This is a genomic window from Mycobacterium sp. (genome assembly GCF_032162605.1).
GTDB lineage: Bacteria > Actinomycetota > Actinomycetes > Mycobacteriales > Mycobacteriaceae > Mycobacterium.
On sequence record NZ_JAVROT010000288.1, the window covers coordinates 1 to 4,803 of the forward strand.

The following is a 4,803-nucleotide window of genomic DNA, read 5'->3' on the forward strand; positions in this document are numbered from 1 at the left end:
CCCGCGGCCCACGTGACGCCGCGCTGATCGTGCCAATGCCACCGTTCGTCATCGTCGCTCACGGGCGGGATGGCAAGTCGGCGGCCCGAACGGCAGGCGAACGCGTCAGCTCCAGCGGGCCAGCAACTCCTCCGCCCGGCTCGACAGCGCCCGCTGGAAGAACGGCCCGAAGCTGACGCGTGCGACTCCGAGCGGCCCGAACGACGCCGGATCGTCCTGGTCGGGAAGCCCGATGGCATTGACCGGCAACGGCAACTCCGACGTCAGCCGTCGCGTCGTCTCGGCGTCGTGCCTGCCGACCGGGTACAGGCTGTCGGCACCCGCGTCGGCCGCGAGCTTCAGGCGGGCGATGGCACGGTCCAGGCGATCGGTGTCGTCACCGTCGTTGCGCACGAACAGATCGGTGCGTGCGTTGATCACCACGTGCACGCCCGCCGCGTCGGAGGCCTTGCGCAGCTCGCCGACGAGCGCCGCGTGCTCCTCGGGCGAACGCAGCCGCTTGCCCTCCTTGTGCACGGTGTCCTCGATGTTCAGTCCCACCGCACTCACCGAGAGCAGGCCCTCGATCAGCCGCTGCGGCGTCTCGCCGTAGCCCGACTCGATGTCGACCGACAGCGGCACGTCCACCGCTCCGGTGATCTGCGCCACGCGGGTGAGCAGATCGTCGAACGACATCCCCTCCCCGTCCACCTTGCCGACCGAATCGGCGACCGGATGGCTGCCGACGGTCAGCGCGGCAAACCCCGCATCGACCGCCAACTTCGCCGACCAGGCGTCCCAGACCGTCGGAAGGATCACCGGATCACCCGGTACGTGCAGCGCCTTCAGCGTCGCCGCCCGCTCCTGCAGAACCTCGTTGGACACTCTTCAACCTCCATCTTCGACGTGACCCTTGTCACGTGAGAACCCGTTCTTTGACTAGCATCAATTGTCGTACTGTGATCCGTGACACCCTTCAGCCCAAGGAGGTCAACTCCGTTGTCCACTACCACCGAAATCGACCAGCTACACGAGTTGATCGGCGGCCTTCGCCGCTGCGTGACATCACTCGCCTCACGCTACGGCGACAGCCCGGCGATGCGACGAATCGTCAACGACGCCGAGCGCATCCTCAATGACATCGACCGACTCGACATCGACGCCGAGGACTTGAATCTCGCGCGTGGCGTAAGCCATCACAACCACACCGTCGAGAAGATCGGCATCCCCGACACCCAGTACGCCAGCGACTTCTGGCAGGACGTGGACGACGAAGGCCTCGGGGGGACGCGGTGATGAGCGCTTGCGCGAAGAACAGGACGCGGTGATGAGCGCTTGCGCGAAGAACAGGACGCGGTGATGAGCGCTTGCGCGAAGAACAGGACGCGGTGGAGGGCTTGCGCGAAGAACAGCCAGCGGTGAGCGTCTCCGGCAAAGTTAGGGCCCGCTGACTTCGAGCGCGGCCCTGCAGTCCGCTAGCGTCCGCTCGGACACATTACGACCGAAGTGAGGGAAACTCCTTGAGCGCGCCCACCGCCGACCGCCCCGGCACCGGTGTCTTCTCGCCGACGCGAGCACAGATCTCGCAACGCACGCTACGCACCGACCGGTGGTGGCAGTCGCCGCTGATCATCGACCTTGGCTTCGCGGCGTTCGTGATCTACGCGACGGTGCGGGCGTTTCTGCAGAACAATTACTATGTCGCCGAGTACCACTACCTGACGCCGTTCTACTCGCCGTGCGTCAGCACCGGGTGTACTCCGGAGGCCAGCCACTTCGGCCAGTTCCTGCCCGACGTGTGGTGGCTGCCCTACGCGGCGTTGACACTGCCGTTCCTGCTGCTGTTCCGGTTGACCTGCTACTACTACCGCGGGGCCTACTACCGGACGGTGTGGCAGGCGCCGACTGCCTGCGGGGTGGCCGAACCGCACGCGAAGTACACCGGCGAGACCCGGCTTCCGCTGATCATCCAGAACACGCACCGGTACTTCTTCTACATCGCCGGAATCATCTCGGTGATAAACACCTATGACGCGATCGTGGCGTTCCAATCGCCCAGCGGATTCGGCTTCGGTCTGGGCAACGTCATTCTCGTCGGCAACGTCGTGATGCTGTGGGTCTACACGGTGTCCTGCCACTCCTGCCGCCACGTCGTCGGCGGCAGGCTCAAGCACTTCTCCAAACATCCCGTCCGCTACTGGATCTGGGGCCAGGTGAGCAGGCTCAACACCCGCCACAAGATGTACGCGTGGATCACCCTAGGCACCCTGATGTTGACCGATTTCTACATCATGCTGGTCTCCAGTGGTGCCATCAGCGACCTGAGATTCGTTGGCTGACAGCACCATTCATCTTCCAACAGCAGATAGCGAGTGAAATTGAATGACTGAGCTGGAGCGGCACGAATACGACGTCGTCGTGATCGGTGCCGGCGGTGCCGGACTCCGAGCCGTGATCGAGGCCCGCGAGCGGGGCCTGCGCGTCGCAGTGGTCACCAAATCACTCTTCGGCAAGGCGCACACCGTGATGGCCGAGGGCGGCTGTGCAGCTGCCATGAAGAACGCCAACTCGAAGGACACCTGGCAGATCCACTTCGCCGACACCATGCGTGGCGGCAAGTTCCTCAACAACTGGCGGATGGCCGAGCTGCACGCCAGGGAAGCCCCCGACAGGGTGTGGGAACTCGAGACCTACGGCGCCCTGTTCGACCGCACCAAGGACGGCCGGATCAGCCAGCGCAACTTCGGCGGCCACACCTATCCGCGGCTCGCGCACGTCGGCGACCGCACCGGCCTGGAGATCATCCGCACCATGCAGCAGAAGATCGTTTCGCTGCAACAGGAAGACAAGGCCGAACTCGGTGACTACGAGGCCCGGATCAAGGTCTTCCACGAATGCAGCATCACCGAGCTGATCTTGGACAAGAGGGCGAGCGGAGCGACGGGGGAAGGGCAGGCCAAGATCGCCGGCGCACTGGGCTACTGGCGCGAGACGGGAAACTTCATCCTGTTCGACGCGCCCGCGGTGGTGTTGGCCACCGGCGGCATCGGCAAGTCGTTCAAGGTGTCGTCGAACTCGTGGGAGTACACCGGCGACGGCCATGCCCTTGCCCTGCGTGCGGGTGCGTCGCTGATCAACATGGAGTTCATCCAGTTCCACCCGACGGGAATGGTGTGGCCACTGAGCGTGAAGGGCATCCTCGTCACCGAGGGCGTGCGCGGCGACGGCGGGGTGCTGAAGAACTCCGATGGCAAGCGGTTCATGTTCGACTACATCCCCGAGGTCTTCAAGGGGCAGTACGCCGAGACCGAGGATGAGGCCGACCAGTGGCTCAAGGACAACGACTCCGCGCGCCGCACGCCTGACCTGCTGCCCCGCGATGAGGTGGCCCGCGCCATCAACTCCGAGGTGAAGGCGGGCCGCGGCACCCCCCACGGCGGCGTGTACCTCGACATCGCGTCGCGCATCCCGGTCGAGGAGATCAAGCGCAGGCTGCCGTCGATGTATCACCAGTTCATGGAGCTCGCCGAGGTCGACATCACCAAGGACGAGATGGAGGTCGGTCCGACCTGCCACTACGTCATGGGTGGCATCGAGGTGGACCCCGACAGCGGCGCGGCGACGACGCCAGGGTTGTTCGCCGCAGGTGAATGCTCCGGCGGCATGCACGGCTCCAACCGGCTCGGCGGCAACTCGCTGTCGGACCTGCTGGTCTTCGGGCGCCGCGCCGGACTGGGCGCCGCCGATTACGTGCGATCGCTCTCCGACCGGCCGAAGGTCCTGGAGTCCGAAGTGGAGGCCGCGACCAAGCAGGCCCTCCTGCCGTTCGACGAGCACCTCAACCCGGAGAACCCGTACACCCTGCACGCCGAACTGCAGCAGTCGATGAACGACCTGGTCGGGATCATCCGCAAGGAAGGCGAGATCGAGGCCGCGCTGGACAAGCTCGGCGAGCTCAAGGAGCGGCTGCACAACGTCTCCGTCGAGGGCAACCGGCTGTTCAACCCCGGCTGGCATCTCGCCGTCGACATGAGAAACATGTTGCTCGTCAGCGAGTGCGTGGCCAAGGCCGCGCTGGCGCGCACCGAGAGCCGTGGCGGGCACACCCGCGACGACTACCCGAAGATGGATGCGGAATGGCGCAACACCCTGCTGGTGTGCCGCGCAGTCCCCAGCGACGGGATTGGCAATCCCACCGTCCCGGATGTGACCGTCACCCCCGAGCCGCAGACGCCGATGCGCTCAGACCTACTGGGATGCTTCGAACTTTCCGAGCTCGAGAAGTATTACACCGACGGTGAACTGGCAGAACACCCGGAACGGAGCAGTAAATGACCACCTACCAAGCGAGCATGCGGGTCTGGCGCGGTGACGACACCGGTGGCGAGCTGAAGGACTACACCGTCGAGGTGAACGAGGGTGAGGTCGTCCTCGACATCATCCACCGGATCCAGCAGACGCAGGCGGGCGACCTGGCGGTCCGGTGGAACTGCAAGGCGGGCAAGTGCGGATCCTGCTCGGCGGAGATCAACGGCCGTCCGCGCCTGCTCTGCATGACCAGGATGTCGACATTCGGCGAGGGCGACGTCGTCACGGTGACGCCGATGCGAACGTTCCCCGTGATGCGCGACCTCGTCACCGACGTGTCGTTCAACTACACCAAGGCCCGCGAGATCCCGTCGTTCACCCCTCCGAAGGACCTGCAGCCGGGTGACTACCGCATGCAGCAGATCGACGTCGAGCGGAGCCAGGAGTTCCGCAAGTGCATCGAGTGCTTCCTGTGCCAGAACACCTGCCACGTGGTGCGTGACCACGAGGAGAACA

5 protein-coding genes are annotated in these 4,803 nt (G+C 65.1%); 4 read left to right on the forward strand and 1 reads right to left on the reverse strand.

Translation table 11 applies throughout. The annotated features are described in order from the left end of the window. Positions 1-105: 105 nt before the first annotated feature. On the reverse strand, positions 106-864 hold the full coding sequence (locus QOI01_RS16940; RefSeq protein ID WP_526382886.1) for an isocitrate lyase/PEP mutase family protein: 759 nt from the start codon (positions 862-864) through the stop codon (positions 106-108). 114 nt (positions 865-978) lie between these two features. On the opposite strand from QOI01_RS16940, the gene QOI01_RS16945 reads away from it, so the two are divergent. From QOI01_RS16945 to QOI01_RS16960, 4 genes are all read left to right on the forward strand, one after another. Further along, entirely contained in the window at positions 979-1,275 is a 297-nt protein-coding gene (locus QOI01_RS16945) for an Rv0250c family protein (protein ID WP_526382888.1), read from the forward strand. Positions 1,276-1,499: 224 nt separating this feature from the next. Then, the gene (sdhC, locus tag QOI01_RS16950; protein WP_526382890.1) at positions 1,500-2,318 is read left to right on the forward strand and encodes a succinate dehydrogenase subunit SdhC; all 819 of its coding nucleotides are present in this window, start codon (positions 1,500-1,502) and stop codon (positions 2,316-2,318) included. 43 nt (positions 2,319-2,361) lie between these two features. Next, positions 2,362-4,314: a fumarate reductase/succinate dehydrogenase flavoprotein subunit gene (locus QOI01_RS16955; protein ID WP_526382892.1), complete on the forward strand. Its 1,953-nt coding sequence runs from the start codon at positions 2,362-2,364 to the stop codon at positions 4,312-4,314. Next, positions 4,311-4,803, forward strand: a 493-nt coding sequence (locus QOI01_RS16960; protein ID WP_526382894.1) for a succinate dehydrogenase/fumarate reductase iron-sulfur subunit, incomplete at its 3' end; no start/stop codon positions are given. The genes QOI01_RS16955 and QOI01_RS16960, both read left to right, overlap by 4 nt.

Bases quoted from the DNA above. Each gene is read 5' to 3' on its own strand.
- QOI01_RS16955 (WP_526382892.1), top strand. From the start codon at position 2,362: ATGACTGAGCTGGAGCGGCACGAATACGACGTCGTCGTGATCGGTGCC.